The organism is Amycolatopsis sp. VS8301801F10, assembly GCF_046195355.1.
Classification (GTDB): domain Bacteria; phylum Actinomycetota; class Actinomycetes; order Mycobacteriales; family Pseudonocardiaceae; genus Amycolatopsis.
Map to the genome: position 1 here is coordinate 6,696,885 of NZ_CP176065.1, position 26,445 is coordinate 6,723,329.

General features: G+C 71.9%; 30 protein-coding genes. 12 read left to right on the top strand and 18 right to left on the bottom strand.

The window, feature by feature from the left end:
• The 4 genes from F9C11_RS30925 to F9C11_RS30940 form a co-directional block, all read right to left on the bottom strand.
• The gene (locus tag F9C11_RS30925; RefSeq protein ID WP_409180882.1) at positions 1-1,446 is read right to left on the bottom strand and encodes a hypothetical protein; all 1,446 of its coding nucleotides are present in this window, start codon (positions 1,444-1,446) and stop codon (positions 1-3) included.
• A 166-nt stretch (positions 1,447-1,612) separates the two neighbouring features.
• Positions 1,613-2,437, bottom strand: coding sequence for a DUF72 domain-containing protein (locus tag F9C11_RS30930; protein WP_409187009.1), 825 nt, complete (start codon positions 2,435-2,437; stop codon positions 1,613-1,615).
• Between the two features lie 93 nt (positions 2,438-2,530).
• Positions 2,531-2,830 carry a hypothetical protein gene (locus F9C11_RS30935; protein WP_409180883.1) on the bottom strand — a complete coding sequence of 100 codons (300 nt, stop codon included), beginning with the start codon at positions 2,828-2,830 and terminating at the stop codon, positions 2,531-2,533.
• Positions 2,831-2,991: 161 nt separating this feature from the next.
• Positions 2,992-4,482: a carboxylesterase/lipase family protein gene (locus F9C11_RS30940; protein ID WP_409180884.1), complete on the bottom strand. Its 1,491-nt coding sequence runs from the start codon at positions 4,480-4,482 to the stop codon at positions 2,992-2,994.
• A gap of 182 nt (positions 4,483-4,664) precedes the next feature.
• On the opposite strand from F9C11_RS30940, the gene F9C11_RS30945 reads away from it, so the two are divergent.
• Both F9C11_RS30945 and F9C11_RS30950 read left to right on the top strand, forming a co-directional pair.
• Positions 4,665-5,735, top strand: coding sequence for an NAD-dependent epimerase/dehydratase family protein (locus F9C11_RS30945; RefSeq protein WP_409180885.1), 1,071 nt, complete (start codon positions 4,665-4,667; stop codon positions 5,733-5,735).
• Between the two features lie 4 nt (positions 5,736-5,739).
• Entirely contained in the window at positions 5,740-7,320 is a 1,581-nt protein-coding gene (locus F9C11_RS30950) for a phytoene desaturase family protein (protein WP_409180886.1), read from the top strand.
• Between the two features lie 40 nt (positions 7,321-7,360).
• Here F9C11_RS30950 and F9C11_RS30955 read toward each other — a convergent pair whose 3' ends face one another.
• A complete protein-coding gene (locus tag F9C11_RS30955; protein ID WP_409180887.1) occupies positions 7,361-7,822 on the bottom strand; it encodes an SRPBCC family protein in 462 nt (153 codons plus the stop codon).
• Positions 7,823-8,208: 386 nt separating this feature from the next.
• On the opposite strand from F9C11_RS30955, the gene F9C11_RS30960 reads away from it, so the two are divergent.
• Together F9C11_RS30960 and F9C11_RS30965 are read left to right on the top strand one after the other, a co-directional pair.
• A complete protein-coding gene (locus F9C11_RS30960; RefSeq protein WP_409180888.1) occupies positions 8,209-9,129 on the top strand; it encodes an NAD(P)H nitroreductase in 921 nt (306 codons plus the stop codon).
• A gap of 86 nt (positions 9,130-9,215) precedes the next feature.
• The gene (locus tag F9C11_RS30965) at positions 9,216-10,268 is read left to right on the top strand and encodes a LacI family DNA-binding transcriptional regulator (RefSeq protein WP_409180889.1); all 1,053 of its coding nucleotides are present in this window, start codon (positions 9,216-9,218) and stop codon (positions 10,266-10,268) included.
• A gap of 40 nt (positions 10,269-10,308) precedes the next feature.
• Here the strand turns inward: F9C11_RS30965 and F9C11_RS30970 are convergent, their stop codons facing one another.
• Positions 10,309-10,776, bottom strand: a complete 468-nt coding sequence (locus F9C11_RS30970) for a hypothetical protein (RefSeq protein ID WP_409180890.1) — start codon at positions 10,774-10,776, stop codon at positions 10,309-10,311.
• A 163-nt stretch (positions 10,777-10,939) separates the two neighbouring features.
• Between F9C11_RS30970 and F9C11_RS30975 the strand changes: the two genes are divergently transcribed.
• Genes F9C11_RS30975 through F9C11_RS30990 form a run of 4 tightly spaced genes read left to right on the top strand, consistent with a single transcriptional unit; the run spans position 10,940 to position 15,954 of the window.
• A complete protein-coding gene (locus tag F9C11_RS30975) occupies positions 10,940-12,442 on the top strand; it encodes an ABC transporter substrate-binding protein (RefSeq protein ID WP_409180891.1) in 1,503 nt (500 codons plus the stop codon).
• Positions 12,439-13,377 carry an ABC transporter permease gene (locus tag F9C11_RS30980; RefSeq protein WP_409180892.1) on the top strand — a complete coding sequence of 313 codons (939 nt, stop codon included), beginning with the start codon at positions 12,439-12,441 and terminating at the stop codon, positions 13,375-13,377. The genes F9C11_RS30975 and F9C11_RS30980 overlap by 4 nt, the downstream gene beginning before the upstream one ends.
• Positions 13,374-14,207 (top strand): ABC transporter permease, encoded by an 834-nt coding sequence (locus F9C11_RS30985; protein ID WP_409180893.1) that lies wholly within the window; start codon positions 13,374-13,376, stop codon positions 14,205-14,207. Before F9C11_RS30980 ends, F9C11_RS30985 begins: the two co-directional genes overlap by 4 nt.
• Position 14,208: 1 nt before the next feature.
• A complete protein-coding gene (locus F9C11_RS30990; protein ID WP_409180894.1) occupies positions 14,209-15,954 on the top strand; it encodes a dipeptide ABC transporter ATP-binding protein in 1,746 nt (581 codons plus the stop codon).
• On the opposite strand, the gene F9C11_RS30995 is transcribed toward F9C11_RS30990, so the two are convergent.
• From F9C11_RS30995 to F9C11_RS31020, 6 genes are all read right to left on the bottom strand, one after another.
• Positions 15,944-16,531 carry a dihydrofolate reductase family protein gene (locus F9C11_RS30995; RefSeq protein WP_409180895.1) on the bottom strand — a complete coding sequence of 196 codons (588 nt, stop codon included), beginning with the start codon at positions 16,529-16,531 and terminating at the stop codon, positions 15,944-15,946. The two genes, F9C11_RS30990 and F9C11_RS30995, sit on opposite strands and share 11 nt — an antisense overlap.
• A 137-nt stretch (positions 16,532-16,668) precedes the next feature.
• Positions 16,669-18,033: a hypothetical protein gene (locus F9C11_RS31000; RefSeq protein ID WP_409180896.1), complete on the bottom strand. Its 1,365-nt coding sequence runs from the start codon at positions 18,031-18,033 to the stop codon at positions 16,669-16,671.
• A gap of 64 nt (positions 18,034-18,097) precedes the next feature.
• Positions 18,098-18,577 carry a DoxX family membrane protein gene (locus F9C11_RS31005; RefSeq protein ID WP_409180897.1) on the bottom strand — a complete coding sequence of 160 codons (480 nt, stop codon included), beginning with the start codon at positions 18,575-18,577 and terminating at the stop codon, positions 18,098-18,100.
• Positions 18,578-18,689: 112 nt separating this feature from the next.
• Entirely contained in the window at positions 18,690-19,157 is a 468-nt protein-coding gene (locus F9C11_RS31010) for a DUF3291 domain-containing protein (protein ID WP_409180898.1), read from the bottom strand.
• A 32-nt stretch (positions 19,158-19,189) separates the two neighbouring features.
• Positions 19,190-19,834, bottom strand: a complete 645-nt coding sequence (locus F9C11_RS31015; RefSeq protein WP_409180899.1) for a helix-turn-helix transcriptional regulator — start codon at positions 19,832-19,834, stop codon at positions 19,190-19,192.
• A gap of 31 nt (positions 19,835-19,865) precedes the next feature.
• Positions 19,866-20,366, bottom strand: coding sequence for a MarR family winged helix-turn-helix transcriptional regulator (locus F9C11_RS31020; protein ID WP_409180900.1), 501 nt, complete (start codon positions 20,364-20,366; stop codon positions 19,866-19,868).
• A 129-nt stretch (positions 20,367-20,495) separates the two neighbouring features.
• Between F9C11_RS31020 and F9C11_RS31025 the strand changes: the two genes are divergently transcribed.
• The 4 genes from F9C11_RS31025 to F9C11_RS31040 all read left to right on the top strand — a co-directional run bounded on the left by F9C11_RS31025 (position 20,496) and on the right by F9C11_RS31040 (position 23,258).
• A complete protein-coding gene (locus tag F9C11_RS31025; protein WP_409180901.1) occupies positions 20,496-21,425 on the top strand; it encodes an NADP-dependent oxidoreductase in 930 nt (309 codons plus the stop codon).
• Positions 21,426-21,548: 123 nt separating this feature from the next.
• The gene (locus tag F9C11_RS31030; protein ID WP_409180902.1) at positions 21,549-22,205 is read left to right on the top strand and encodes a TetR/AcrR family transcriptional regulator; all 657 of its coding nucleotides are present in this window, start codon (positions 21,549-21,551) and stop codon (positions 22,203-22,205) included.
• A gap of 7 nt (positions 22,206-22,212) precedes the next feature.
• Entirely contained in the window at positions 22,213-22,728 is a 516-nt protein-coding gene (locus tag F9C11_RS31035; RefSeq protein WP_409180903.1) for a pyridoxamine 5'-phosphate oxidase family protein, read from the top strand.
• A gap of 29 nt (positions 22,729-22,757) precedes the next feature.
• On the top strand, positions 22,758-23,258 hold the full coding sequence (locus F9C11_RS31040) for a nitroreductase family deazaflavin-dependent oxidoreductase (protein WP_409180904.1): 501 nt from the start codon (positions 22,758-22,760) through the stop codon (positions 23,256-23,258).
• Positions 23,259-23,310: 52 nt separating this feature from the next.
• Here the strand turns inward: F9C11_RS31040 and F9C11_RS31045 are convergent, their stop codons facing one another.
• From F9C11_RS31045 to F9C11_RS31070, 6 genes are all read right to left on the bottom strand, one after another.
• Complete coding sequence (locus F9C11_RS31045; RefSeq protein ID WP_409180905.1) at positions 23,311-23,874, bottom strand: alkaline shock response membrane anchor protein AmaP; 564 nt, start codon at positions 23,872-23,874, stop codon at positions 23,311-23,313.
• Positions 23,871-24,398 carry a DUF6286 domain-containing protein gene (locus F9C11_RS31050; protein ID WP_409180906.1) on the bottom strand — a complete coding sequence of 176 codons (528 nt, stop codon included), beginning with the start codon at positions 24,396-24,398 and terminating at the stop codon, positions 23,871-23,873. The genes F9C11_RS31045 and F9C11_RS31050 overlap by 4 nt, the downstream gene beginning before the upstream one ends.
• A gap of 451 nt (positions 24,399-24,849) precedes the next feature.
• A complete protein-coding gene (locus F9C11_RS31055; protein ID WP_409180907.1) occupies positions 24,850-25,233 on the bottom strand; it encodes an Asp23/Gls24 family envelope stress response protein in 384 nt (127 codons plus the stop codon).
• A gap of 3 nt (positions 25,234-25,236) precedes the next feature.
• Positions 25,237-25,413 carry a hypothetical protein gene (locus tag F9C11_RS31060; protein WP_037370607.1) on the bottom strand — a complete coding sequence of 59 codons (177 nt, stop codon included), beginning with the start codon at positions 25,411-25,413 and terminating at the stop codon, positions 25,237-25,239.
• Complete coding sequence (locus tag F9C11_RS31065; protein ID WP_409180908.1) at positions 25,410-25,799, bottom strand: hypothetical protein; 390 nt, start codon at positions 25,797-25,799, stop codon at positions 25,410-25,412. Before F9C11_RS31065 ends, F9C11_RS31060 begins: the two co-directional genes overlap by 4 nt.
• A gap of 53 nt (positions 25,800-25,852) precedes the next feature.
• Positions 25,853-26,314 carry an Asp23/Gls24 family envelope stress response protein gene (locus tag F9C11_RS31070; RefSeq protein WP_409180909.1) on the bottom strand — a complete coding sequence of 154 codons (462 nt, stop codon included), beginning with the start codon at positions 26,312-26,314 and terminating at the stop codon, positions 25,853-25,855.
• Positions 26,315-26,445 lie beyond the last annotated feature (131 nt).

Here is a 26,445-nt window from a genome sequence, read left to right on the forward strand (position 1 = left end):
TCAGCCGGCCTTTCCGCAGCCGCGCGGGACGCAGTCGTCGGGGTGGTTTCCGGAGATCGTGTCGTGCTCCAGCTTCACCGTGTTGCCGGAGCCGAGGTGCATCCCGCCGCCCTGGGACGCGGTGTTCCCGGTGACGATGCTGTCAGCAAGAACGTGCGCCGCGCCGAGGTGGACGCTCGAAACCGCGATCCCGCCGCCGTTGCCGCCGGCGAGGTTGTCGGCGATCCGCGCTCCGGTGATCCGGAAGCTCGCCGCCGGGCGCTTCCGCGTGCTGTGCAGCCCGACGCCGCCGCCGTCCTGCCCGCCGCGGTTGCGGGCGACCAGGCCGCCGGTGACGGTCAGCTCGCCGGCGTGGTCGTAGACCCCGCCGCCGGAGCCGGGAGTTCCCGGGCGGACCGTGCCGGGCGAACCGGTGCGGTTGTCGGCGATCGTGGCGTCGACGAGGGCCGCCGTGCCCGCGCCGGTCCAGAGTCCGCCTCCGTCGCCCGCGTTTCCGTCGTAACCGCGGGTGGCGCCGGAACCTCCGGTGCCCGCGCCGCCGGAAGTGTTGCGGCACACCGTGCTGTGGGCGAATGTCGTGGCGCCGGCGACATAGGCGCCGCCGCCGTTTCCGCCGGGTCCGCCATGACCGGCGGATCCGCTGGGCGAACTGCCGACCGGGCCGCCGGTCCCGCCGTCGCCCGCGCTGTTGTCGCACACGGTGCTGCCGGTGACGGTAGTTCGTTGCGTGCTCCAGATCCCGCCGCCGGATCCGCCGTGCGCCCAGCTGTCGCCTTCGCCGCCGGGAGCCGCCGAACTGTCTCCGCCGCCCCCGGTCCGGTTTCCGCCGACCGAACTGCGCTCGACGGTCAAAACGCCTTGCCGGACGCCGATTCCGCCGCCGTTGCCGCCGGAACCGGCGAAACCGCCCTGGCCGGCCCGGGCCCAGGGCCCGCCGCTGCCGGTGGCGTTGCCGTCGACCGTGCTGTCGGCGATCGACAGCGTGCCGCCCGAGCTGAACACCCCGCCCCCGGAACCGCCGTCGGCGGCGGGCGGCCCGTCTCCGGTGGAATTGCCGCGGATCGTCACCCGGGTCAGGGTCAGTGCTCCGGTGTTGAGGATGCCGCCGCCGTCCTCGCCCGGCGCGGTGCGGCCGCCGGTGACCGAAAGGTCGGAGATCGACACCCCGGCCGCGTCGGTGCGCAGAAGGCGAAACGGCGCGGCGGTCCGGGCGCGAGCGAGAGTGGCGTGGTGCCCGTGGACGGTGGTCGCGGCGGTGATCGCGGGCAATGCCGCGGTGAGCTGATAGGTGCAGTTTTCCGTCAGCTCGAGAGAACTGCCCGGATGCGCGTTCGCGGCCGTGACAGCGGCGACGAGGCTCGCCTGGTCACAGGGAACCGGCGCGGCGGCCGTTCCCGGCACCGCGAGCACACTCGAACCCAGCAATGCCAAGGAAACCATCAGCACGACTCATCCCCCTTCGCCCCGCAACCGACCGGCCTCGAGTTCACCACGAAGGGAGACAACCGAAAGCCGTCCGGCGAGGAATTGGGCCAAGCGGCCCAGGAAAAGCGTCGCAGTGCGCTCGATCCGGCATTGTTCGCGATCAGGTCCGCTAATCACCGGGCCGGGCTCAGAACAGCGTCGCGGGCTCCACCGGCTCCGGTTCGGGCAACGCCTCCAGCTCCGGCACCAGCGCCCGCACCTCGGCATGGAACCGGCGGGCGAGCGCCGGTGCTTCGTCGTTGTCGGGAGTGTGCAGGAACACCGTCGGCGAGCGGCCTTCCCGCAGCCAGCCGGCGACCACCTCGGTCCACGGCTGCCATCCCGCGACCGTCTCCTCCACCGAATCCCGGCCCAGATAGCGGACGACCGGCCGGTCGGTCAGCGCCCGCGTCCGGCGCGGCAGCCGCGGTTTCTTCGCCCAGGCGTCCTGCTCGGCCTCGCTGGTCGGCGGGCGCTGGAAGAAGACCGTGGTGTCGAACGGCACCCACTCGGCGTCCGCGGCGGCGAGCGTCCCCTCCAGCAGCGACGCGGCCTTGCCGTCAGTGAAGAACTCCGGGTGGCGCACCTCCACCGCGCGCCGCAGGCCGGCGGGAAGGCGGCGCAGGAAGCGGCCGAGCACGTCGACGTCGGAGGGGCCGAACGAGCCGGGCACCTGGGTCCACAGGACCGCCCGCTCGCCGAGGGGTTCGAGCGCGTCCAGGAACGCCCGCATCTCGGCCTCGACCCCGGCGAACCGGCGCTCGTGCGTCACGGCTTTGGGCACCTTGACCACGAACCGGAAATCGGGGCCGGTCTGCCGCGCCCACGTCTCGACGGTGCCGCGGGCGGGAGTCGCGTAGAAGGTCGTGTTGCCTTCGACCGCGTTGCACCAGCTCGCGTACGCGCGGAGGCGTTCCTTCGCGGGCAGCGACTGCGGCAGGAACCGCCCCGGCCACGCCTTGTGCGTCCACATCGCGCAGCCGACATGAAGACCCGCCACCGTCGTCCGCTCCCCTCGCTCGCAAGGGAAATTACTACCCGGACGAAGGTTCCCGCACCCGGCCCATCACCCGTGCGTCCGGGGCCGGTAGTCGCCGTACCGCTGCCGCCGCGCGGGCCCCCGGCGGCGGAGCAGGTGCGCGGGCACGTAGTGGCTGACCGGCCGCGACCACTGGTCGTCGGCGGTGACGAGCTGGTAGGTGACCCAGCCGAGCAGCCCGCCGTCCTCCCGGCGCGCCCATTCGAACAGCAGCCCCGGGTGCTCGGTCTCGATCCGCAGCCCGGCGCGGTCGCGCGGCGCGAGGACCTCCGTGCCCAGCACGAGCAGCTTCCGCACGCCCACCCACACCGGAATCGGCGGATCCACTCTCCGCACGCTCGACGGCCACTCGCTCACCTCAGGCTCACCCGCTCGCTTCCCCGCTCCGGACCGTCCCGGCTCTCGGCGGCCCAGGACGGGAGTCGAACATGTGTTCGCATGCGAAGTCAAATTGGACTGGACAGCGGGTGACCGGGGTCTCCGGACGGCTACGAGACGTCGAAGGGTTCGGGGAAGCTGCCTTCCCAGATCCGGCGGGATGCCTCTTCGGGGTAGGGCAGAGTCTTCGACTCGACGTCCAGGACGCGGGTGAGGTGCTCGCCGGGGCGATGGGCGGGCCAGCCCGCGTCGCCGGCGGTGACGAAGCGGACCCAGGCGTCCTGGAGTTCGCGGGAGAGCGCGACGGCCTCGGGACCGGGCTTCTCGCCGAGGAGCTGGACGCCGACGGGGCTGTCCAGCGTGCCGAACGCCAGGGGCACGTCGAGGCTGTGGCAGGCGCCCAGGATGCCGCCGAGGGCCGGGGCGGTCCAGCACAGTTCGAACAGGTACGAGGTGCCGCCCGCCGCGGCGTTCGCCTCGGCCAGCTTCTGCGACGGCATGCGGAAGAGGGCGTCGGAATACACCGTCTCCACCAGTTCCTCCGGACCCGCCTGCGGGAACGCGGCACGGTAGGCCCGCGCGCCGTCCGGCCGCGGGGCGTGCAGTTCCAGGGCCGCGCGGGCGTGCTCCTCGGTGAAGGTGCCGTACCGCCCGCTCACGACGCTGAAGTACCGGAATTCGTCCCGGGTGTGCCCGGCGAGCAGTTCGATCCCGCTCGCCCGCGCGCCGGTCAGCGCGGGCCAAGGCGTTTCCGGCAGGACCTCGCCGTCGACGACCGGGCACAGCGCGGTGCCGGTCTCCGTGAGGCGTCCCCAGCTCTCCCGGTGCGCGTGGAGGCCGGCGTTGAAGGTGGTGAGCTCGGCGGCCAGGCGCCACGGGTCGATGTCGCGCAGGGCCTCGGCGGTGGGGGCCGCCGCGCCGAGCCGGTCCGCGAACGCGGCGGTGACCTGCCGGGCCAGCGCGGGGGTGCTGTGCAGCCCCGGCACCGAATGGGCGATGGCCCGCCGGAACAGGCCGCGCGCGGACTTCATCGTCAGCAGGGCGGCGACCGAGCCCGCCCCGGCGGACACCCCGCCCACGGTCACCCGGCCGGGGTCGCCCCCGAAGGCGGCGATGTTGCGCTGCACCCACTCGAGCGCCGCGATCTGGTCGAGGAACCCGCGGTTGGGCGGCGCGTCGTCGAGGAACGCGAATCCCTCCGCGCCCACGCGGCAGTTGAGGGTCACCACGACGACTCCCGCCCCGGCCAGCGCCGCCGGGTCGCACATCGGGTCGCTCGACGCCGCCGACAGGTAGCCGCCCACAGGGATCCACACCAGCACCGGCAGCCCCGCCGCGCCGGGATCCGGAGTGCCGACGTTCAGCGTCAGCCAGTCGTCGCCCTGCGGGGGCACGTCGATCGGCAGGGACAGCGGCGTCGCGGGCCCGAACTCGACCGCCTGCCTCGTCCCTTCCCAACGGTGCGGCGGCGCGGGTGCGGCGAAGCGAAGCGCGCCGACCGGAGGCTGGGCGTAGGGGATGCCGCGGAACACCGCGTGCCCCTGCCGCCAGCGCCCCTGCACCACGCCTTCGGTGGTCCGCGTCTTCGGCTGTCCGGACATGACTGCTCCCTCCCTTGAGCGAACCCCAGGATTATGGGTCAGGTGTATTATGTCAACCGTATTGGAAAAATTCCGGGACGGGAAAGGGCTCGCGACGCCGGAGCAGGCGGACAGCGGGCCGGAGTGACCGAGGCCCGCCCGGCGCAACGTTTCCGCCGGTGCGGAGCGGGTAAACGGCTCGCATGCGGATCGTGATCACAGGCGCCAGCGGCAACGTCGGCACCGCGCTGCTGCGCGCCCTCGGCCCCGGCCACGAAATCACCGGGGTCGCGCGCCGGGTGCCGGATCGCGCCGCTGAACCGTACTCGCGCGCGGAGTGGCGTTCGGCGGACGTCGGCGCGCCGGGCGCCGACGAGATGCTGACCGAAGTGTTCTCCGGCGCGGACGCCGTCGTGCACCTCGCCTGGGCCATCTCCCCCGCGTGGGGCGAGCCGCCGATGGCGCGCACCAACGAGGGCGGCACCGCGAACGTGCTGAAAGCCGTCGACCGGGCGGGCGTCCGGCATCTGGTGTGCGCGTCTTCGGCGGCGGCCTACTCGCCGGAGCCGAACGACGAAAAAGTCTCCGAGGACTGGCCGTGCCGGGGAATCGCGGCCAGCGCCTACAGCCGGGGCAAGGCGGATCTGGAAGACGCGCTGGACCTGTTCACCTCCTCGCATCCGGAGGTCTCCGTCGCGTGGATGCGCCCGTGCGCGATCCTGCAGCGGCGCGCGGCGGGCGAGTTCACCCGGTGGCTGCTCCCGCCGGTGCTGCCGCCCCGGCTGATCGGCGGCCGGTTCTCCCCGGTGCCGCTGTGGCCGGGCTTGCGGCTGCAGGCCGTGCACACCGACGACGTCGCCGAAGCGTTCCGGCTCGCTCTCGAACAGCGCGCGGTCGGCCCGTTCAACCTCGCCGCCGACGACGTGCTCGACGCGGCGGCGTTCGCCCGCGCGGTCGGCGGCACGCGGGTCGCGGTGCCGAAACCCGTCGCGCGGACGGTCGCTCGCGCGGCGTGGCTCGCCGGGCTTCAGCCGCTGCACCCCGGCTGGCTCGAACTGGCCGACCGCGCGGCGCTGGTCGACAGCTCGCGGGCACGGCTCGTGCTCGGCTGGACGCCGCGGTACAGCTCGGCCGAAGCCGTCCGGGACCTGGTCGCCGGGATGCGCCGGAAGGAAGGCGCGCCGTCGCCGCCGCTCGCCTCGTCGCGACCCGGTCCGCTCGGCCGCGCGCGGGCGCTGGGCCGGGGCCGCCCGACCCGCCAGTCGCAGGCCTGAGCCCGTGCACACCGCCGACGCGATCGTCATCGGGGCAGGGCACAACGGCCTCGTCGCGGCGAATCTTCTCGCCGACCAGGGCTGGGATGTCGTCGTCCTGGAAGAACAACCCGTTGCGGGCGGGGCCTTGCGCACCGAAGAGATCACCGCGCCCGGCTTCCGCTCGGACCTGTGCGCCGCGTTCTTCCCGCTCGGCGCGGCGTCCCCGGTGCTGCGCGGGCTCGATCTGACCGAGCACGGCCTGCGCTGGCTGCACGCGCCGGCCGCGCTCGCGCACGTCTTCCCGGACGACCGCTGCGCCGTTCTTTCCCGCGACCTCGACCGCACGGCGGAGTCGGTCGAGCAGTTCGCTCCCGGGGACGCCCGATCCTGGCGGGAGCTTTTCGCGCAGTGGCAAGGGTTCCGCGACGAATTCCTCGACGCGTTGTTCACGCCGTTCCCGCCGCTGCGGGCCGGTGCCCGATTCCTGCGCCGCACCGGAACCGCCGAACTGCTGCGCCTCGCGCGGATGCTCACCCTCCCGGCCCGCCGGTTCGCGCGCGAACGTTTCGAGGGCGAAGGCGCCCGGCTGCTGCTGTCCGGAAACGCCGCGCACAGCGACCTTTCCGTCGACAACGCCGGAAGCGCGGTTTTCGGCTGGCTGCTGGGAATGCTGGCCCAGGACATCGGATTCCCTGTCCCCGAGGGCGGCGCGAGCGAACTGGTGGCCGCTTTGGTGCGCAGGCTCCGTTCCAAGGGCGGCTCGGTCCACTGTGGAGTCCCGGTGACCGAAGTGCTGGTGGCGCGCGGCCAAGCGGTCGGCGTGCGCTGCGCGGACGGCGAACCGATCCGGGCCCGCAAGGCGGTGCTGGCCGACGTCGCGGCGACGACGTTGTACGGCAAGCTCGTCGCATCGCAATGGCTGCCCTCGCGACTGCTGGCGGATCTCGAGGTGTTCGAATGGGACAGCGCGACCGTAAAGGTCGATTGGGCGCTGTCCGAGCCGATCCCGTGGACCGCGAAGGACGCCCGCAGCGCGGGGACCGTCCACTTGGGCTGCGACGAGGACGGGTTGTCCGCTTTCGGCGCGGAACTGGCCCGGGACCGCGTGCCGGAGCAGCCGTTCCTGCTGCTGGGCCAGATGACGACCGCGGACTCGACGCGCTCTCCCGCCGGTACCGAAGCGGTGTGGGCCTACACGCACGTCCCGCGCGGCAGCGACCGGGACACCGTGCGGCGGCAGGCCGAACGCATCGAGAAAACCGTGGAGCGCAACGCACCCGGGTTCCGGGACCTGATCCTGGCCCGCCGCGTGCAGGGCCCGGCGGAACTGGCCGGCCACGACGCGAACCTCGTCGGCGGCGCGGTCAACGGCGGCACGACGGCGATCCACCAGCAGCTGTTCTTCCGCCCGGTGCCGGGCCTCGGCCGGGCGGACACCCCGGTGGACCGGCTGTACCTCGCCGGAGCCGCGGCCCATCCCGGCGGCGCGGTCCACGGCGGGCCGGGCGCGAACGCCGCCCGCGCCGCGCTGGCCCGCGACCACGTCCTGGGCCCGGGCTACGCCGCGGTGATCCGCGCGGCGAACCGAGCCGTCTACGGCTGACCCGCCCCGGCTTCGTCAGGCGGGTCAGCCGCCACCACCGCTACGCCGGATCCGCCCCGGTCCCCCGCCAGCGCCCGAGCGCCAGCGCCGACAACCGCGCCAGCGACTCCCGGTTCCGCGGCCCCAGCACCAGCGCCTGCACGCTCTCCGGCAGCAGGGCGCCCATCCCGCCGGTCACCGACTCCGCCATCCGCACCGTCGTCTCGCCCGCGCCGTCCGGAACCAGCGACAGCTCGATCTTCGCCGTGCCGAGCGCGCCGCCGCGAGCCTCCAGCTCCAGCGAAACCCCCGGTTCGACCGCCACCACCGCGGTCGTGTCCTCCAGCTGCAGCGGCCATCCCCCGATGCTGTGGTGGATCCGCGCGCCCGGCTGGGGCCAGCTCGCGTCGACATCGCGGATGTGGCAGCTGCCCACCACCCAGCCGGAATAGGACCAGCCGTCCGCCAGGACCTCGAACACAGCTTCCGGCGGCGCGGGCACCGTCCGGCTCACTTCGACCATGCGTCTCCTCCTCGTCCCCCGCCGGATTCCCCCGGACCGGCCGGGCAAACTCCGCCCGCGAGGCGGCTCGCGGGGGCACGGAGGACTTCGAGACCGGGCGCCCGGCGCGGCCGGGCCGACCACCGGTCATTCGCCCGGCTCCGCCGCCCGCGCGGGACCCGCGGAGCCTCGCGCGTCCCGGAGCGCGGGCCGCCGGGCGAGGACGCAGGTCGCTCCGAATTGATGAACCTTGGACCCTATCGCGGGCCGGTGCGGGGGCGCACCATGGAGGCTGGCACCGACCGCACGCACTCCCCCAACTCGAGCGGGAAGCAACAATGCCGGATTCACAGCCGAATTCAAGGGCGAATTCGCGGGCCCCCGGCGCCGCCGCCGTAGAGGCGGCGGTGGCCGCGGCACTGCTCGCCCCGGGAGCCTCCGACGCCCCGCCCTGGCAGTGGCGCACGGGCTACCGCGCCCTTCACCTGTACGCGGACCCGAGCCGGCGCAGACCCGTCGACGACCCGGCCGGGCGATGGCAGACGCTCAGCGGCGGCGCGGCCCTGCACCACCTGCGGATCGCCTTCGCCGGTCTCGGCTGGGCCTGCTCGGTGGACCGGCTGCCGTCCGCGGCGGAACCGGGCCATCTGGCCGTCGTGACGCCGCGACCGGGCGAACCTGTTCCCGCGGAAGCCGCGCTGGCGACGTCGATCGCCCGCCGCCGGGAGGACCTGCGGCCGTGCGGCGGACGGCCGGTGTCCGCGGACTGCCTTGACCGGCTGTCGCAAGCAGCCGCCCGCGAAGGCGCGGTTCTGCACCTGGTGGAGGACCGCGCGGTCCGCGGCTACCTGATGACCGCGCTCGGCGAAGGCGCACAGGTTCCCGCCCAACTGCGTGCCGAAGCGGCGTACGCACGAAGCGCGTCCTTCGCTGCGCAAGGGGTCCTCGTCCGCACTGCGACGCAGACAGCGGGAAACCGGCTGCCGCTTCCGCGAGGCGAAGCGGAGCTGCGAAGCGACGGCGCGTCCCTGGTGGTGCTCAGCACTCCCGGCGACGATCATCTCGCCTGGCTGCGGGCGGGCGAAGCGCTGAGCGCAGTGCTGCTGACCGCGACCGGGTTCGGCTTGTCGTCCGGCCGGTTGAGCCAGGCGGGGCGGCGGCTGCGCGAGACGCTCGCCGAACGCGTCACGCTCGGGCATTCGCCCCAGGCGGTGTTGTGGGTGGGACGGCCGCCGGTCGGCGTGAAGCGGCTTCCGCGGACGAGGTCGCAGGCGAGCGTCGACGACGTGCTCGAACCGCTCCAGGCGCCGCCGAGACATCGCGGCTGATCCGGCGCAGGCCCGCGCCGGACGTCCACTTCCCACTGTGCCGGATGGACCCGGCCCCCGCCGCCGCGGTGCTCTAGAGTGGCACCGTGGCAGCGGAAACCGGCGAATTCCCCCGTGCCGGGCGTCCCGGGCGCCGGCCGGTTCTGTCCGATGTCGCGCGGCTGGCCGGGACCTCCACGGCGGTCGTCAGCTACGTCGTCAACGACGGTCCCCGCCCGGTGGCGGAGAAAACGCGGCGCAAGGTCGAGGACGCGATCCGGATGCTCGGCTACCGGCGCAACCCGCTGGCCGGGGCGCTGAGCGGCGGCCGGTCCAATTTGGTCGGCGTGCTGGTGCCGGACACCGCGAACGCCTTCTTCGGCGAGATGTCGCGCTGTCTCGAGGCGGAAGGGCGCCGCCGGGGATTGCTCACGCTGCTCGGCAACACCGGCTACCGGCCGGGGCTCGCCGACGAATACGGCGAGGCGTTCTCCGAACTGCGGCCGCGCGGGATTTTCGTGACGACCGGCGAAAAGCCGCGGCTGGCGGCCGAAACGCCGTGCGTGTTCCTGCAGTGGACGGCGCCGGACGATTCGCCCAGCGTGGTGTTCGACGACTTCGCCGGGGCGCGGCGCGTCACCGAGCACCTGCTCGGGCACGGGTACGAGGACATCTGGTGCGTGGCGGGCGAAATCGCGGTCGGACCGGCCGAAGGACGCGAAGGCGGCTGGCGGCGTGCGATGGCGGACGCCGGGCTGCCCGCCGAGGGCAGGCTGGTCCGGACGTCCTTCGACAAGGTCGAGGCGGGCCGCGCGGTGCGCGAGGTGCTGACGAGCGGCCGCCGGATCCGCGCGGTCTACGCGACCACCGACGAGCAGGCCCTGGTGACCATCCGCATCGCGCACAGCCTGGGGCTGCGCGTGCCGGAGGATCTCGCGGTCGTCGGTTTCGACGGGACCCGGGAAGCCCGGCTCGGCGACGTCCCGCTCACCACGGTCCGCCTTCCGCTGGAGGAATTCGCGGTCCGGGCCTTCGACGCGCTCGACGGCCGCGGCGATTCGGCCGTCTTGGACGGAACGCTCAGCATCGGCGTGACCTGCGGCTGCGAACCCGGCTCCGCCGAACCGGCCGTGCCCGCCGGGGCGGTCGCCAGCGGGTGACCGCCCCGCCGCGGCAACCGCGCGGCGGGGCGGCTGCTCGCTACGGCGCGAGCGTGTTGTGCTCGTCCGAGGCGTACTCCGAATTCAGCGACAGCGCGCTGAACCGGAACGGCCGGTCCACCCGGGTGAAGCCGAGCGGGCAGTGCCGGGTCCCGGCGGGCAGGTAGACCGAACCGCTGGTCGTGATCACGTGCCGGAAGCCCTCGATGTCGAGGTAGATCTCCGCGCCGAGGTCGTCCGGGTTCGCCGGGTCGTTGCCGTGCCAGATCAGCACCTCGTCGTAGTCGTGCTGGTGCTCCTTCACCCACTGCACCGGAGTGTCGCATTCGCCGATCCACGTGTAGGTGAGGTGGATCTTGCTCTCCGGGACCTCCTTCGCGCGCATGAGGGCGAGCGATTCGCCGACGTTGGGCGGTTCGACGACGCCCGCCGCGGCTCCCTCGTTGACGAGGTCATCGAGGCAGTTGGGCATTTTCCTCACGAACAGGCGCTCGTACGGACTGGTCATGCGGCTGCTTCCTCTCTGGTCGCCGACCGGGGCCGAAAGGCACACTCTAAACGATTAGCTTCTCCACTTGTAGACTCTTCCCTCACGCCGGAACTGGCCGTACCCTGTGGCGACGCCGGGCTTGTCTAACTGCTTAGATTTCTGGCTTCCCTGGAGGTCCCCAGTGTCGTGCAGACCCCGTTGCCTGCCCACCTTCCTGCTCGCCGCGGCGCTGGTCGCCGGCTGCAGCCCTCCCGACGACGCGGCCGCGCGCGGCCCCGGCACGCTGCGCGTCTCCGTCTCCGCCGACGCGGGCGAGAGCCTCAATCCCTACGTCGGCAGCCAGAGCCCGATCCAGGAACTGCGCAGCTCCCTGCTCTTCGAAGGGCTGACCGCGCTGGACCCGGCGGGCAAAGCCGAATGGCGGCTCGCGACCGGCATGACCCCGAACGCCGACCGGACACAGTGGACGATCACGCTGCGCCCGGGCGTGAAGTTCACCGACGGGACCGAGTTCACCTCCGCCGACGTCGTGTCGAGCATCAAATACCTGCGCGATCCCGCGCACGCCGCGCAGGGCCTGGCGCTCATCCAGATGATCGACCCCGGCTCGGTCCAGGCTCTCGGCAAGCTCACCGTCCGGGTGGGACTGACCGAGCCGTTCAGCCCGTTCAAGGAGATCTGGGCGAGCGTCCTGCTGCCGATGACCAAAACCGGGTCGGCTCCGGCGAAACCGATCGGCACCGGGCCGTTCGCGGTCAAGTCGTTCGCCCCCGGCCGCGAGTCCACAGTGGAGCGGTTCGACGGCTACTGGGGCAGGAAGCCGAAGCTCCGCGCCGTCCAGCTGGTCGAGTACCAGAGCCAGCAGGCGCAGGCGAACGCGTTGCTGTCCGGCCGGGTCGACATCGCGTCGAACACCACCCCGACGATCGCCAAGTCGCTCGTCGGCCGGGACGGAATCCGGTTGCTGGACAGCAAAGGGAACTTCAGCCTGCGGATCGGGCTCAACACGGCGGTCCCGCCGTTCAGCGACGTCCGGGTGCGGCAGGCCCTGCGGCTGCTGGTCGACCGGCAGCAGATCGTGTCCAACGTCTTCAGCGGCTACGCCCGGATCGCGAACGATTACGAGACCACCGCGCCCCCGTGCGCGGCGCCGGACATTCCCCAGCGGACTCCGGACGTCGCCGCGGCGAAGCGATTGCTGGCCGAAGCCGGGCAGCGCGACCTGGCGTTCGCGATCACCACCGACGGCCTGCTGCCCGGCATGTCGGAACTGGCCCAGGTTTTCGCGCAGAACGCGGCGCAGGCCGGGGTCAAGGTGAGCGTCAACGTGGTCCCGACGCCGGAACTGCTGGCGAAATGGGGAAAGTGGCCGGCTTACGTCGACTACAACCCGGTCCCCTACCTGCCGTCCGTGCTCGGCTCGCTGCTGCCGGACCGGATCGGCAACGGCGCCAACTGGAACGACCCCGCGTTCGTGAAGCTCGCCGGCAAACTGTTCTCCTCGCCCGAAAGAGACCAGTGTGCGCTGATGAACCAGATGCACGAGATCGAGTACACGAGCGGCCCGAACATCACGCCCGCGTTCTCCGACGTGCTGATGCCGCACCGGCCGACGGTGCACGGGCTGGTGCCCGACGTGAACGGCCGCCCGCTGTCGTTCCTGACCGAAGTGACCGTCGGATGACCGCCCGCTGGCTCGCGCGCCGGCTCGCGCTCGGCGTGCTCGTGCTGCTGCTGGTCTCGATCCTGGTTTTCCTGGTGACGCAAGCGTTGCCGGGCGACGTCGCGCGGATCATCCTCGGCAAGGACGCCACCGCCGAGCAAGTATCCGCGCTGCGCCGTCAACTCGGACTCGACCAGCCGCTCGTGACGCAGTACGGCCGCTGGCTCGGCGGACTGCTCACCGGCGATCCCGGGGTTTCGCTGCAGAACCGGGAGCCGGTCGCGGAAATCCTCGGGCCGCGGATTGTGAACTCGTTCACCCTCGGTTTCCTCTCGATGGCACTGATCCTGCCGCTTTCGGTGGCCGCCGGGGTGCTCAGCGCCGCGCGGCGCGACAGTTTCGCGGACAAGGCGTTCGTCGCGGTCACGTCGCTGAGCATGGCGCTGCCGCCGTTCGTCGTGGGCATGCTGCTGATCGCGTTCTTCGCGACCTCGATGCTCGGGGTCCTGCCGGGAGTCTCCGACATCCCGCCCGGCGATCTGCCGTGGTGGCATCCGGCGGAACTCGTGCTTCCGGTCGCCACGCTCACGTTCATGGGGGTGATGTACTTGGGCCGATTGGTCCGCGCTTCGGTGATCGACGCGCTCGACAGCGAATACACGCAGATGGCCGTCCTCAAAGGACTCCGTAGAAGGCGCATCCTGTTCCGGCACGCGCTGCCCAACGCCATCGCGGCGAGCCTGCCCGCCGCCGGCTTGGTCGCGGCCGTCACGATCACCGGCGTCGTGGTGGTCGAATACGTCTACTCGTATCCGGGCCTCGGCACCGCCCTGGTCAGCGCGGTGAACTCGCACGATCTGCCGGTCGTGCAGGCGTGCGTGCTGATCCTCGCGGCCACGTACTACCTGTGCAATCTCCTCGCGGACGTCCTCGCCGCAGCGGGGCGGACCCGATGAGCGTCTCGGTGCTGCGCCGCGCGGCCCGGACCGGACGGGCGCGGCTCGGGCTCGGTTTGCTCGCCGCGACGGGGTTCGTCGTCGTCTTCGGCCCGCTGCTCGCGCCGTGGCCGCCGACCGCCATCGTCGCGCCGCCGCTGGAAGGGCCGAGCGCGCGATTCCCGCTGGGCACGGATCTTCTCGGCCGGGACGTGCTCAGCCGCCTGCTGTCCGGCGGCGGCACCCTCACCTGGATGACGCTGCTCGCCACCGCCATCGGCGTGGTCCTCGGCGCGCTGATCGGCCTGACCGCCGCCTACCGCGACGGGATCGCCGACACCGTGCTCATGCGGGCGATGGACATCGTGCTGAGCTTCCCGGAGACCATCTTCGTCCTGGTGTTCGTGGCCGCCTTCGGCCGCCATCCGCTGCTCACCGCGTCGCTCGTCGGGGTGGCGTTCGCGCCCGGCGTCTCGCGAGTGCTGCGCGGGGCCGCGCTGCCGGTGCTCGACAGCGAATACGTGTTGTGGGCCAAGGCGAACGGGCTTCCCGGGCGGCAGCTCGTGCTCGGCGAAGTGCTGCCCGGCGTGACGTCGCCGCTGATGGTGGAGACCGGAATGCGGCTGGTGTGGGCGGTCACCGCGATCGCGTCGCTGAACTACCTCGGCTTCGGCATCGCGCCGCCCGCCCCGGACTGGGGGCTCATGGTCAGCGAGAACCAGGACGGGCTGGCCGCCGCGCCGCTGCCCGTGCTGGCCCCGATCGCGCTGATCCTGATGATGGCGCTCGGCGGCAATCTCGTCGCCGAGTCCGTCGCCCGGACGGTCAGCCGCACGGAAGGAAAGAGCTGACGTGGCCAAGGAAGTCTCGGTGTCGGGCGTGACCGTCGAGGCCGCCGGGAACGCCATCGTGCGGGATCTCGGGTTCGAACTCGGCCGCGGCGAGGTCCTCGGCGTCGTCGGCGAATCGGGTTCCGGCAAAAGCACGCTCGCGCTCGCGTTGCTGGGCTTCGCCCGCGCCGGCGCGACGATCACGGGCGGACAGGTCGTGGTCGACGGCGTCGACCTGCTTTCCTTGCCCGCCGCGGAATTGCGGCGCGCGCGAGGCCGGAAAGTCGCGTACGTGCCCCAGGACCCGGCGACCGCGCTCAACCCGAGCCTGCGGGTGTCGACCCAGCTGACCGAGGGAATGGACCAGCCCGCGCTGGCCCGGGTCCGGCAGTTGCTGGACACCGTCGGGCTGCCCGGCGACGACGCGTTCCTGCGCCGCCGCCCGCGCCAGCTTTCCGGCGGCCAGCAGCAACGGGTCGCCCTCGCGATGGCGCTCGCCGCCGGGCCGCGGCTGATCGTGCTGGACGAGCCGACGACCGGGCTCGACGTCGTCACCCAGTCGCGGGTGCTCGGCCTGGTCCGGGACCTGTGCCGGACCCAGGACCTGGCGGCGATCTACGTCTCGCACGACCTCGCGGTGGTCGCGGACGTCGCCGACCAGGTGCTGGTCATGTACGGCGGCGAGGTGGTCGAACACGGCGCCGCCCGCGATGTCCTCTCCCGCGCCGCGCATCCCTACACCCGCGCGCTGCTGTCGGCCGTGCCGTCCGCGACCCGCCGGCACCGGCTGGTCCCGATCCGCGGCCGGGCTCCCAGCATTGACGAGGCCCGCGCCGGGTGCACCTTCGCGCCACGCTGCGAGCACGCCACAACCGCTTGCCGCACAACGCATCCCGCCTTGGCCCGCGCAGCTTCCGGAACCCTCGCGCGGTGCCTTCACGCGAACGAAGTCGCTCGGACGGCACGGGGTGTCCCGCGCGCTCCCGAGCCGAACGCACCTCCCGCCGACCAGCCGGCCCTCTTGTCGGTCTCCGGCCTGAACGCCAGCTACCGCGGACGCCAGGTGGTCTTCGACCTCTCCTTCGACCTGCGCCCCGGCCAATGCCTCGCCGTCGTCGGCGAATCCGGCAGCGGCAAAACCACCATGTCCCGCTGTCTGGCCGGGCTGCACCCCGAGCAGCAGGGCACGGTGGCCTTCGAAGGCCGGCCGATCCCCGCCTCCGCGGCCCGGCGAGATTCCCGCACGCGACGTCAGCTGCAGTATGTCTTCCAAAACCCCTACGGCTCGCTGAGTCCGCATCGGACGGTCGAGGACGGCCTGCTGGTCGCCCTCCGGCACTATTTCGGCGTCACCGCCCGCGAAGGCCGCCGCCGCGCCCGCGCCGCGCTCGACCGCGTCGAAATCCCCGCCCGGCTGGCCGACCGCTACCCGGCGGAACTGTCCGGCGGCCAGCGCCAGCGCGTCGCGATCGCCCGGGCACTGGTGTGCGAACCGAAACTGATCATCTGCGACGAGGTGACGTCCGCCTTGGACGTTTCGGTGCAGGCGTCGGTCGTGGAACTGTTGCGCTCGTTGATGAACGACGGTCCGTCGATGATCTTCGTGACCCACAACCTGGCGGTAGTGCGCAGCATTTCGGACGAGGTCGTCGTACTCAGCGAAGGCCGGGCCGTCGAATCCGGACGCACTGGCCAGGTGCTCGATTCCCCCGCACATCCGTACACGCGCAGCCTGCTCGCCGCGACGCTGGAGGTGCCTACGAACTGACGCGGCGATAACGGATGTGAGTGGCCAGCGGCGAATGCAGCACCTCGACGGGCTCGAAGCCGAAGCTCTCCACCCCGTCGAACATCCGCTCGCCCGACCCGAGCAGGACAGGCGCGATGTCGAGAGCGAACTCGTCGATCACCCCGGCGTTGAGCGCCTGCCGCACGGTCGAGGCTCCCCCGGCGATGTCGACGCCCTTGTCCCCGGCGGCCTCGCAGGCGGCAGCGTAGGCCGCGTCGAACCCGCCGGTGACGAAGGAGAACGTCGTCCCGCCCTCCATCTCGATCGGCTCGTGAGCGTGATGAGTAAGCACGAAAACCGGCGCGTGATACGGCGGCTCGGCACCCCACCAGCCGGACCAGTCCTCGTCCCACTCGCCGCGGACGGGACCGAACATGTTGCGCCCCATCACATACGCGCCGCGAGGCCGCGAAAGCCATCCGCTGGCGGCCCGGTCGGCGTCAGTCGCGCGGGGATCGCCGAGGTGCCACCCGTGCAGTTCCAGCCCCCGCTTCCCGAGCGGGTCCTCCCTGCTCTGCTCCGGCCCGGCGACGAAGCCGTCCAACGACATCGACATGTGACAGGTGGTGTCCGGCACGGCGAGCCTCCGAGTGATTGCGATTTGCAAGCGGTTGGGAGGAAGATAGCAGGACGGAGGCGGGAGCGCTACGCGTTAAGAGGGAGCGGCCCCCGGTTCTGGGAGCGGCCCGCATTTCATTCAGCGGCCAGCAAGGCCTTGAGCTGCTCGACGGAAAGCCGCTGCGCCGGATCGGCCGCATCGCCGGCGAACCGCACGCCTTCTCGCCGCAGCACGTCCGTGACGGTTTCGTCGCGGCCGTCCTCCCAGCGGAAGTGCGGCGATGGACTGCCGTCCGCCGAAAGCACCCGCCAGGCGTTCTCGCATTCCCGGCACGTGCTCAGGTGCCGGCCCAGCGGCTGTCCGGCGGTGCCGACCACGTTCGCGACGTCGCCGTAAGTCGTCCAACGCCCGGCGGGAATCCTCGCGAGCAACCGGTGCAGCTCCGACCAGTCGAAGGGACCGCTGCCGGCACCCGTGCCCGCGAGCGCGGCGAGGGTCTGCCCGTCCGGGGTGGCGACCAACTGCGTGGCGGCGCCCGCGGGCACAGCCGCCCCCGCCTGCTTGTAGAGATACTTCACCAGCCCGGTCACGGCGAAGCTGCCGGTCGCTCCCCATTCCGCGGCTTCCGTCCCGGCCCAGCGCAACGGCCTGCTGGCGGTGCCGGTCCAGATCGCGCGGTCCCGATGCGCGACCGCGGCCCACTCCGCGAACTGCGCCGCGTCCGGTCCTCCTGCCAGCACACGCAGCTCAGTCCCCGGATCGAGAAGCTCGCTGGCGATCAACTGGCGCACGGCCGGCTCTTGGCGGGCGGCGCGACGCACGTCCTCGTCGCGCTGGCGCTTGGCGAGCAGCGGAGACACAGTGAATTCTTCGACCCCCGGCGTCGGGTAGAGGGCACTGACCGAAACGACCGACCCGCCGCCGGTCTGATACGCGCTGACCGTCCGCAGGCTGATGTCGATGCCCATTTCCCGCAGCCACACCACGACCGCCGTGGTCGACGCGGTGAATCCGCCCGCGAGCAACACGATCCGCGGCTGGCCCAGGGGCGCGCCGGCCAGCCCTCCGACGTCCTCTCCCAGATGCGCCTCGAGCCGCGCGGACGCTTCTTCCCCACTGAGGTTTTCGCCCCGGCTCGCGCGCCACGCCCGGTACTCCTCGACCAGTGTTTCCGGGGTGAACCGGCTGCAGTACGCCGCGTACTTCAGCGCCTGCATCTCCACGGTCTCCGGGGCGACGTCGCGTTTGAGCTCGGCCACCACCAGGTGCCCGTCCGGGTCGATCGCCAGGACGTCGAGCCGGTCCCGCTCGCGGCCGCGGGCCGAGGTCCAGCGGTCGCATTCGCTCGTGACCACCAGCAGTCCGTCACCGAGCATCTCCGGGTGCTCGAGCACCCACTCCTGCAAGTGGTCGCGCTCCTTCAACCCGGCCTGCGCCAAGGTGATCGGTGTCGCGCGCTCGGCCGCCGCGCCGACAACCTGATAGACCAGCTCGTCCATGAGCCGACCCTACTGCGGATTCGGACAAGCCCAGGCCCGTTCGGGAAATCGGCCCCGTTCGCGATCAGAACAGCGAACCCACCCCCACCGCCGCGCAGAGGGACAAGAACAGCCCGCCCACCCCGAACCCCAGGGGTTTCTGCCGCCATGCCGTGTGCCGGTCCAAGGCGTACCAGCCCGGGCCGGTCAGCAGCAGGGCCAGTGCCATCGCGGCGAGCGTCAGTTCCAGTTCGAAGCCCGGGCCGCTGCTGCCGAACAGCCCGCCCGGCCACTTGACCCGGACCGCGCTGACGGCCACGCCCAGCAGTCCGGCCGCGGCCAGCGGGGTCAGCAGGCCCAGTGCCAGCAGGACCGCGCCGCCGACCTCGGTGATGCCGGTCAGCCAGGTCAGGAATTCGATGTTGTGGCTGAATCCGTAGCCGCGCAACAGGTTTTCGAAGTGCGCCATGCCCGAGCCGCCGAACAGGCCGAAGACCTGCATCAGCCCGTGCGCCCCCATCGCGACCGCCAGCATCAGCCGCAGCACCAGCAGACCGAAGTCCAAGCCGCCATTCTCATCCGACCAACGGGACATGTTCGCCACGCCGGACACCCTAGCCATCCCGCCGGCCGGGCCGGGCGACCCGCCGGACGTGTCGCCGAAAGGGGGGCGGACGTCACGGCGCGGAGGCGGCGCCTTCGGGCAGGTAGCTGTCCCGGAAACCGAACGCGCGCGGCGAAGATCCCTTCTCCCGCAGCAGTTCCAGGCGCTCGACAGCCTCCTCGACCGTCGGAAGGCGCCCGGCGGGAACCCACCACAGCACCTGGAACGGGGCCTTCGGCAGTTCGAACCATTCCGACCGGCGGCGCAGCATGTCCAGGTGCCCGCTGCGGTAGACGTAGTCCCACAGCGCGTCGCGGTTCTCCCAGACCGACATGTTCACCAGGACGTCGGCGCCGAGGGACGTCCGGATCGCGGTGGCGTCGTTGCCGCCGTCCTCGACCAGGCGCCAGACGAAGCCGGGCGCGTTGTCGGCGACCTCGTTCAGGGTGTCGAGCATCGACGTGAAGCCGTGCATCCGGGGGTCTTCCAGGGGGTGTCTCAGGATGCCCACGTTGAGCTGGGCGAGGTGGTGGTCCGTCACTCCCTCACCTCACCATCGCCGGCCCTTCTATGTCAACTCTTATTATTTTTAGAAAGCTCGACCACGACGCAGCACAGCCCGGGACGCGGATCCATCCGGGCCCGCAGGCCGCCGGCGGCTTCGAGCAGTCCTTCGAGCAGCGCCAGGTTCATGCCGCACACCAGCCCCGGATGCCGTTGCGAGAGGACATGGAAGGGGCAGTTGACGAGGCGCAGGACGTCGTCGTCCAGACGGGGTTCGTACCCGCGCGCGGCCAGCACTTCCTTCGCCGCCACGAGGTCTTCGACCGGGCAAGCGGCAGCGCGGCCCTCGCGCCGGGCGGCGGCCTGCAGTTCAGTGTCCAGACGGGCGACCTCGGCGACCTCGGCCAGCAGATCGGCGGCGGTGCGGTAGTCGCGGGCCGGGACGGAGAACTGCCGTTCGGCAGCGGACCGGCGGTAGAGCTTCGCGGGGCGGCCGGCGCCGGGCCCCGAACGCCCGCTCAGCCGTTTGCTTTCCGTCTCCAGCAGCCCCGCGTCGACGAGCTTGTCGAGGTGGAAGGCGGCGAGGGTGCGCTGGATCCCGGCCCCCTCGGCCGCTTCGTTCCGGCTCACGTCGTGGTCCTGGGAAACCACGTAGTCGTACAGCCGCCGCCGGACGGGGTCCTGCAGGACGGCGATCGCCTCGATGTCTTCCACGCCGCCAGTCTAAGAACAACGACGATGCGCGTTAGAGGACGCCGCCCCCCTTCGCGCTCCGCCGCGCCGTGGCCGACCGCGGCGGTTCGGCGCGCATGTGGTCGCGGACGCGGGTCATGATGGCGCCCAGCGCGTCCAAGTCCGAAGTGGACAGTGGGGCGAACAGCAACCGGCGGACGGCGTCGACGTGCCCGGGGAGCACCTTCGCGACCAGCTCCCGGCCGGCGTCGGTAATGCCGACGACGGTGGCCCGCCGGTCGTCGGCGCAGGGACCGCGGGTGACCAGGCCGGCCTTTTCGAGCAGGCCCGCCTGATGCGTGAGACCGCTGCGGCTGTAGACGACGCCGTCGGCCAGCTCCGTCATCGTCAGCGGCCCGGGCGAATCGGCGAGCCGGGCCAGCAGCTCGAACTGCACGTAACTCAGGTCGCCCTCGGCCCGCAGCTGCTGGCTGACGGCGTGCTGCAGCAGGCTCACCGCCTCCATGAGCGCGAAATAGGTGGTGAGCTCCCGAGGCTCCAGCGCGTCCGCCATGGCCACAGTCTAGATGCTTCGAAGTCGAAACATTGTGGCCGTCCTCACGTCTCCGGGACTTTGCTTCGACTTCGAAGCATACTCGCCTTCACGGTTGCTTCGACTTCGAAGCAGATTACGGAGGATGTCATGAAAGCAGTGCGCTACCATCGCTACGGCGGAAGCGAAGTCCTGACCCTCGAAGAAGCCGAGCGGCCGGCGCCCGCCGAGGGACAGGTGCTCGTGAAGGTCGCCGCCACTTCGTTCAACCCGGTCGACCTCGGAATCCGCGCGGGCGGTCTGCAGGAAGTGTTTCCGTTGTCGTTCCCGCACATTCCGGGCGTCGAGGTCGCCGGGACGATCGCCGAACTGGGCCCCGGAACCGACGGCCGGCAGGTCGGCGACGCGGTCGTGGCCTTCCTGCCGATGAACGCCGACGGCGCGGCCGCCGAGTACGCCGTCGTTCCCGCCGACGCACTGGCCGCCGCTCCGAAGACGGTCGAACTCCCCGACGCCGCCGCACTTCCGGTCGGCGGATTGACCGCTTGGCAGGCGCTTTTCGACAACGCTCAGCTGCAAGCGGGCCAGACAATCCTGATCAACGGCGCGGGCGGGGCGGTCGGCAGTTTCGCCGTTCAGCTCGCGCATCAGGCAGGCGCGACCGTCACCGCGACGTCGAGTCCTCGCACCGAAGAACGCCTCCGCGAATACGGAGCGGACCGGACCATCGGGCACCTCGACTTCGCCTCCAGCGCGGTTGCCGGAGCGCCGTTCGACGTCGTGCTCAACCTCGTGCCCACCACTCCGGAGGAGATCGCAGCGCTCGCCGGTCTGGTCGCCGACGGCGGAACGCTGGTCAGCGCCACCACTCCCCCGCCGGAGAACCCTGGGCGCGGAATCCGGACGGCTCAGGTTTTCGTCGTCAGCAACGCCGAACAGCTGGCCGAGCTTGTCAGGCGCGTCGACGCGGGGACGCTGCGGATCACCGTCGCCGACCGCCGCCCGCTGGCGGATCTCCCCGCCGTACACGACGAAGCGGCCTCGGGACGGTTGGCGGGCAAGACCGTGCTCATTCCCTGAATCCTGGTTCGAGCACTGGAGGACCTCGCCTTCAGTGCTCGAACCGCGCGGCCGAACATCACTGTACGACCGGCTCTGCCGAAAGTCTATCAACTGATTGAATCGACTGATAGAGTCCGCGCCATGGGCACCGGCGCCGCGCGGATTCCCGCCGCTCGCGGAGCGGCCACCGAACAGCGCCTGATCGCCGCCGCGGAACGGCTTTTCGCCGAGCACGGCGTCGGGGCGGTGTCGTTGCGAACCGTGATGCAGGAGGCGCGGACGAACGTCGCGGCGATCCACTACCACTTCGGTTCCAAGGAAGGCCTGCTCGACGCCGTCCTGCGCAGCCGCCTCGGCCAGGTGACCGGCGAGCGCAACGCGGTGTTGCGCGAGTTCCCGGAAAAGGATGTCACCGCACGCGAATTGGCCCGCGCGTTCGTGCAGCCGGTGGCCGCGGTGCTCGAATCGGGCGGCGAATCCTGGATCCGGCTGGTCGGCCGGCTGCTGGCGACCGGCGGCGACGGACTGGACGCGGTCGCCGAGTCGTTCTTCGAGCGCAACGCCGCCTTTGTCGACCTGCTCGACCGGCTGAGCCCGGGCGTCCCCCGGCGGACGCTCGATTTCCGGCTGTCCCAAGCGATGACCGTGACGCTGAACGTCCTCGGCGACGTCGGCCGCACCCGCCGCCTGCACGGTCCGGACGCGGCGGACTGGACCACCGAACAGATCGTCGAGGACCTCGTCGACGTCGTGACCTCGATACTCGCCGGCCCGCCCGGGGCCCGCCGCAGGAAGTGAGGAACCGATGGGAACCAACCAGCGAGCGCAGATCGAGATGACCCCCGAGGAGGTGTCCGCCTATCTCGCGTCCCAGCGCACCGCGACGCTGGTTTCGCTCGGCCCCGACGGCCATCCGCACGCGGTCGCGATGTGGTACGCGGTCATCGACGGCGTGCTGTGGTTCGAAACGAAAGCCAAGGCGCAGAAGGCAGTCAACCTCCGCCGCGACCCGCGCGTCACCGTGCTGATCGAGGACGGCCTCACCTACGACGCCCTGCGCGGCGTCTCGCTGGAAGGACGAGCCGAGGTCGTCGACGACCCGGCCGCGCTCTGGGCGGTCGGGGTCGGCATCTGGGAGCGATACCATGGCGAGTACACCGACGAGGTGAAGCCGATGGTGGAATTCATGCTCCGCAAACGGGTCGCGCTCCGCGTCGACGTGGCGCGGGTCCGTTCCTGGGACCACCGCAAACTCGGCCTCGACCCGATGCCGCTCGCCGGATCGACCGCCGCGCACCGCCCGCAACCGCCTGCCCGCTGACGCGTCCGCCCCCTCGCCAGGAGGTCACGATGGGACGTTTTTCCCTTCCCGCCCAAGCGCCGAAGGGCCTGGACTCGCCGGTGACGGCGGCGCTCATGAAGCAGATGGCCAGAATCCAGGCCAAGGTCTTCACCCTGACCAACGGCCGGGTCGGCCACAACTGGCGCGTCGGCGCGGGTTTCCGCAAACCCGTGCCGACCCTGCTGCTGGACCACCGAGGCCGCAAGTCCGGACGGCTGTTCACCACCCCGCTGCTGTACCTGCGGTCCGGCGACGACCTGGTCGTCGTCGCCTCCCAGGGCGGGCTGCCGAAGCATCCGCAGTGGTACTTCAACCTGCGCGCGGAACCGGAAACCCGCGTGCACCTCAAGGGCCGCCGCGACGTCCCGGTCACGGCGCGGGTCGCGTCGGCGGAGGAACGACGCGAACTCTGGCCGCGGCTGGTCGAGCTGTACGCGGATTTCGCGAAGTACCAGGCCTGGACCGACCGCGAGATTCCGGTCGTGGTGCTCACTCCGCGTCCGGCCTAGCAGTCGCGCGGGACGCCGCGGCTGACGATGGTCTCGGGGATCTCGCCGCCACTCACCCGACGCGGGCCGCCGCGCGGCTGGTGAACCGGAACTCGATCTCGACCGGAAGGTCGTCCAGTTCCAACGCTTCCTTGAGCCGCGGAAGGCCCTCCTCGGTGAGGTGCCGGCGGATCTCGGCGAGGTCCCCGTCCTGCTCGCAGGTGACGATCAGCGCCAAAGCCGGGGTTTCCCGGGTTCCGGCGAGCGACGCGCTCGCCTTGTGCACACCGGGATATCCGCGCAGTTCCTCGACAAAGGGGGCGACCGCGTCGTCCGCGCGCAACTCAGTGCGACCGTAGGCGGGGTCGGTTTCGAACCGCCACACTCCCGTGCGCGGCCGGTGCGCGAGCTGCGCGAGCAGCCAGCGCAGCGCGAGCAGCCCCACCACTACCGCCACCGCGGCGATCACGTAAAACACCCAGGTAGGCGGTTCTTCCGTCCCCGGCACGAGCGGTGCCTCGGGGTCGACGAGCCGGAGCACGCGGAAGTGGGTAGCCAGACCGAACCCGCCCGCCGCGAGCAGGAGGAGCCCGATCACCGCGAGCAGAAAACGGTTGAGCGCGGCCGGACGGTTCATGACGCCTCCCTGGTAGCTCGGACCCGCACCGACACCGCGGGCCGGCGGGCCGGCGAAATGCGGTCCAGCCGGGATTCGACGGCGGCCCGGACCGCGTCGGCCAGCCCGTCCGTCCGGGTGCGCGCGGTTTTCACCCGCACCTTGACCTTGCGCGAACCGGTCGAAAGCTGGGCTCGCTCGACACCGTCCACGTCCGCCGCGGCCGCCCGCAGCGCGGCCCGGTAGCCCGTGGAGTCGGCGCCCGAATCCGGGTCCCCGGTCAGCGGAAGGATCCGGCGTTTGCCCGGCAGGAGCGCGGCCCACAGCAGGCCCAGCCCGAGCAGGGCGACCGCGCCCGAGACCAGCGCCGGGACGAGATCGGTCCACCGCGCGTCGTGCACGACCGCGGCGACCGCGCGGTAGTCCAGCCACGGCTGGTGCCCGGTCAGCCGCTGAATCGCGGCGACGGCCGCCAGGACGGCCGCCGCCAGCAGCACAGCGGCGGTCAAGGTCGCCGGGAGAGACCGGCGGGTTCGGCGTTTCACTTGATCCTCCTTCGCTTAATGGGCTTGGGCGGAGCCGTGTTCGGGTGCCGCTCGGACACGCCCCGGACACCGGCTGCCGGGCACGCACCAACGGCCAGCCCGTCGAGAGACCGGCGGGGTCGCGGCTTCATCCGCCCGGCTCCGGCGACGCAGCCCGGCCAAGCCCCATCGGGAGAGACCGGCGAAGTCCATGCTTCGCCCGCCCCGCCGCCAGCGACCCCGGCATGCGCCCGGAGCCGACACTCGACACGCCACTGGATCGCCACGACCACACCGGCCAAGCCCGCCAGACCACGCCCGCGAACCCGCCCGCCACCAGCGACCCCGGCATGCGCCCACAGCCGACGCTCGGCACGCCACGACCACACCGGCCAAGCCCGCCGGACCACGCCCGCGAGCCGCCGCGACCGCACCGGCCAAGCCCGCCGGACCACGCCCGCGAGCCGCCGCGTCACTCGACCCGTCGCCCGGCGGTCTCCGTGTGCAAAGCCGTCACCGTGATGCCGACGCGGCGGACCGGCATCCCGGTCATGCGCTCGACCTCCCCGCGGAGATGGCCGCGCACCCGTTCGGTCGTCGCGCCGACCGGAGCCGGGTATTCCAGCGAAATCCGCACGTCCAGCTCCACCTCGCCGCCCGCGATCCGGGCGGACGTCTTCGCCGACCGGTCCAGCGCTTCGCCGCCGAGGCTGATCCCGAGCGTCCGCCCCGCCGCCCCGCCGACCCGGTCGATCTCGCCCGCCGCGTGCGCGGCCATCCGCTCGACGGCGTGTTCGCTGATCGTGAGGCTCCCCCGCTCCTCCGGAGCGATTCCGGCCTCCGCTGCGACAGCCACGGCTCACCCCCGGTCGCGGCCGGTGAGCTGCGAAAGGTCGAGCTTGCCGTCCAGCAGGCGGCCGACCAGCAGCCCCACCGCGCCCAGCACGAGCACGAGCAGAAACGCTCCGAACCCTCCGATCGCGGCGGCCAGGCCCAGCGCGAGGCCGGTGATCAGCCCCAATCCGGTTGCGTTCACGACACCGTCTCCTTCCCGTTTTCCGACTCGGTTTCCGCCGCCGCGACGCCGGCGGCATCGGCGACGTCCGCGCCGCCGTCGGCATCAGCGACATCAGCGACGCCGTCGGTATCGGCGGCATCAGCGACATCGGCGATGAGCACGTGCACCGGACGGCCGGGCGACGCGACGGCCGCGCGCACCGCGGCCGCCACGTCGCCCGCCGAGAACGGAGTCCGCACCGTCACGCCGACGGTCACGTCCTCCTCGGTCACCCGCACTCCGCCCACCCGGCCGCCCGCCCCGAGCGTGGCGACCCGGCCGAACCGGCCGCTGTGGACGTCCGCCACCTCCGGCAGCTCCCGCACCGCGGCGGCGATCCGGCCGGCCTCCTCGAGCGGGTTCACCGGCCCGGGGCGCGCCGCCCCGTCCGTTCGCCCGCCCGACGGCCCGCCTCCGCTCACTGCACCCGGCCGCTGTCGCCGGAGCCGTCCTCGTCGTCGTCGGACGGGAGGTGCAGGTCGCCCACGTTGATGTTGACCTCGACCACCTCGAGCCCGGTCATCCCCTCCACGGCGCTGATCACGTTGCGCCGGATCGAGCGCGCGACCTCGGCGATCGAAACGCCGTACTCGACCACGATCTGCAGGTCCACCGCGGCCTGCTTCTCCCCCACCTCGACCGAGACGCCCTGCCCGGCCGACGCGGTCGCGCCCGGGATCCGCTCCCGCAGCGCCGAGAACGCCCGCGCCGCGCCGCCGCCCAGGTCGTAGACGCCCGGGATCTCCCGCGTCGCCAGCCCGGCGATCTTCTGCACCACCACGTCCGCGACGGTGGTCGTCCCCTGCGAACTCGTCAGCGGGCCGGCGTTGACCTTCTCCACGTCCTGGGTCTTGGCCGTCGTGTCAGTCGTCGAAGCCATCGGTTCTCCTCCAGTCGGTTCCCGTTGTCCTGTTCATCGGTTCGACTCCGCCGCCACGCGAAACTCACTCACCGAACGAGTGGCGACGATCACATGATCGGGTGAGTGACGATTCGGGATCCGCGCTGTCG

Excerpts from the sequence above, each read along its gene's own strand:
- F9C11_RS30930 (WP_409187009.1), bottom strand. The coding sequence starts at position 2,437 with ATGTGGACGCACAAGGCGTGGCCGGGGCGGTTCCTGCCGCAGTCGCTG.
- F9C11_RS30940 (WP_409180884.1), bottom strand. The coding sequence starts at position 4,482 with ATGTCCGGACAGCCGAAGACGCGGACCACCGAAGGCGTGGTGCAGGGG.
- F9C11_RS30945 (WP_409180885.1), top strand. The coding sequence starts at position 4,665 with ATGCGGATCGTGATCACAGGCGCCAGCGGCAACGTCGGCACCGCGCTG.
- F9C11_RS30955 (WP_409180887.1), bottom strand. The coding sequence starts at position 7,822 with ATGGTCGAAGTGAGCCGGACGGTGCCCGCGCCGCCGGAAGCTGTGTTC.
- F9C11_RS30970 (WP_409180890.1), bottom strand. The coding sequence starts at position 10,776 with ATGACCAGTCCGTACGAGCGCCTGTTCGTGAGGAAAATGCCCAACTGC.
- F9C11_RS30980 (WP_409180892.1), top strand. The coding sequence starts at position 12,439 with ATGACCGCCCGCTGGCTCGCGCGCCGGCTCGCGCTCGGCGTGCTCGTG.
- F9C11_RS30985 (WP_409180893.1), top strand. The coding sequence starts at position 13,374 with ATGAGCGTCTCGGTGCTGCGCCGCGCGGCCCGGACCGGACGGGCGCGG.
- F9C11_RS30995 (WP_409180895.1), bottom strand. The coding sequence starts at position 16,531 with ATGTCGATGTCGTTGGACGGCTTCGTCGCCGGGCCGGAGCAGAGCAGG.
- F9C11_RS31000 (WP_409180896.1), bottom strand. The coding sequence starts at position 18,033 with ATGGACGAGCTGGTCTATCAGGTTGTCGGCGCGGCGGCCGAGCGCGCG.
- F9C11_RS31020 (WP_409180900.1), bottom strand. The coding sequence starts at position 20,366 with ATGGCGGACGCGCTGGAGCCTCGGGAGCTCACCACCTATTTCGCGCTC.
- F9C11_RS31025 (WP_409180901.1), top strand. The coding sequence starts at position 20,496 with ATGAAAGCAGTGCGCTACCATCGCTACGGCGGAAGCGAAGTCCTGACC.
- F9C11_RS31030 (WP_409180902.1), top strand. The coding sequence starts at position 21,549 with ATGGGCACCGGCGCCGCGCGGATTCCCGCCGCTCGCGGAGCGGCCACC.
- F9C11_RS31035 (WP_409180903.1), top strand. The coding sequence starts at position 22,213 with ATGGGAACCAACCAGCGAGCGCAGATCGAGATGACCCCCGAGGAGGTG.
- F9C11_RS31040 (WP_409180904.1), top strand. The coding sequence starts at position 22,758 with ATGGGACGTTTTTCCCTTCCCGCCCAAGCGCCGAAGGGCCTGGACTCG.
- F9C11_RS31045 (WP_409180905.1), bottom strand. The coding sequence starts at position 23,874 with ATGAACCGTCCGGCCGCGCTCAACCGTTTTCTGCTCGCGGTGATCGGG.
- F9C11_RS31070 (WP_409180909.1), bottom strand. The coding sequence starts at position 26,314 with ATGGCTTCGACGACTGACACGACGGCCAAGACCCAGGACGTGGAGAAG.